The 1,946-nt window shown below is 57.1% G+C and carries 2 rRNA genes; both read right to left on the bottom strand.

What is annotated here, in order from left to right:
- Window positions 1–16 precede the first annotated feature (16 nt).
- Window positions 17–132, bottom strand: a 5S ribosomal RNA gene (gene rrf / locus DFO68_RS15315).
- A gap of 82 nt (window positions 133–214) precedes the next feature.
- A 23S ribosomal RNA gene (locus DFO68_RS15715) occupies window positions 215–1,946 on the bottom strand; the annotation flags it as partial.

The raw sequence follows: 1,946 nt of genomic DNA on the forward strand, positions 1-1,946 counted from the left end.
TTTTTTCGGGATAAGTGCCTGACGATGACCTACTCTCGCATGGGGAGGCCCCACACTACCATCGGCGCTGAGCGGTTTCACTGCTGAGTTCGGCATGGGATCAGGTGGTTCCCGCACGCTATGGTCGTCAGGCGAAAAACGGTGAATCATGCTGATCTGCTACGTCTCACGTATCCGGCTGTCGGTCGCCATCGGCAGACCGCTTGGGTGTTATATGGTCAAGCCTCACGGGCCATTAGTACCGGTTAGCTCAACGCCTTGCAGCGCGTCCACACCCGGCCTATCCACCAGCTGGTCTCGCTGGGCCCTTCAGGAGGCTCAAGGCCTCGGGGAGATCTCATCTTGAAGGGGGCTTCCCGCTTAGATGCTTTCAGCGGTTATCCCGTCCGCACATAGCTACCCGGCAATGCCACTGGCGTGACAACCGGAACACCAGAGGTGCGTCCACTCCGGTCCTCTCGTACTAGGAGCAGCCCTTCTCAAATCTCCAACGCCCACGGCAGATAGGGACCGAACTGTCTCACGACGTTCTAAACCCAGCTCGCGTACCACTTTAAATGGCGAACAGCCATACCCTTGGGACCGACTTCAGCCCCAGGATGTGATGAGCCGACATCGAGGTGCCAAACACCGCCGTCGATGTGAACTCTTGGGCGGTATCAGCCTGTTATCCCCGGAGTACCTTTTATCCGTTGAGCGATGGCCCTTCCATACAGAACCACCGGATCACTAGAACCTACTTTCGTACCTGCTCGACGTGTCTGTCTCGCAGTCAAGCACCCTTATGCTCTTGCACTCACTGCACGATTTCCAACCGTGCTGAGGGTACCTTCGTGCTCCTCCGTTACGCTTTGGGAGGAGACCGCCCCAGTCAAACTACCCACCACACACGGTCCTCGATCCGGATCACGGACCTGAGTTAGAACGCCAATGATGCCAGGCTGGTATTTCAAGGGTGGCTCCCCCCGAACTGGCGTCCGGGGTTCTTAGCCTCCCAGCTATCCTACACAGGCAACATCAGCGTCCAGTGTGAAGCTGTAGTAAAGGTTCACGGGGTCTTTCCGTCTAGCCGCGGGTACACCGCATCTTCACGGCGATTTCAATTTCACTGAGTCTCGGGTGGAGACAGCGTGGCCATCATTACGCCATTCGTGCAGGTCGGAACTTACCCGACAAGGAATTTCGCTACCTTAGGACCGTTATAGTTACGGCCGCCGTTTACCGGGGCTTCGATCAGGAGCTTCGCTTGCGCTAACACCATCACTTAACCTTCCGGCACCGGGCAGGCGTCACACCCTATACGTCCGCTTGCGCGTTTGCAGAGTGCTGTGTTTTTAATAAACAGTTGCAGCCACCTGGTATCTTCGACCGGTTCAGGCTCGGGGAGCATGTCCCGTCACCCTATGCCGGCGTGCCTTCTCCCGAAGTTACGGCACCATTTTGCCTAGTTCCTTCACCCGAGTTCTCTCAAGCGCCTGGGTATTCTCTACCTGACCACCTGTGTCGGTTTGGGGTACGGTCCCACTGTATCTGAAGCTTAGAGGCTTTTCCTGGAAGCGTGGCATCGATGACTTCCAGCCCGTGGGCTGTTCGTCTCGTCTCTCGGCCTTGGGAAACCGGATTTGCCTGATCTCCCAGCCTACTGACTTTCACCAGGACAACCAACGCCTGGCCCACCTAGCCTTCTTCGTCCCCCCATCGCAATACAGTGAGGTACGGGAATATTGACCCGTTTCCCATCGACTACGCCTTTCGGCCTCGCCTTAGGGGCCGACTCACTCTGCTCCGATTAGCGTCGAACAGAAACCCTTGGTCTTCCGGCGGGGGAGGTTTTCACTCCCCTTGTCGTTACTCATGTCAGCATTCGCACTCGTGATACCTCCAGCAGACCTCTCGATCCACCTTCATCGGCGTACACGACGCTCCTCTACCGCGCCCGACCACTC

The organism is Halomonas ventosae, from assembly GCF_004361885.1.
Lineage (GTDB): Bacteria > Pseudomonadota > Gammaproteobacteria > Pseudomonadales > Halomonadaceae > Halomonas > Halomonas ventosae_C.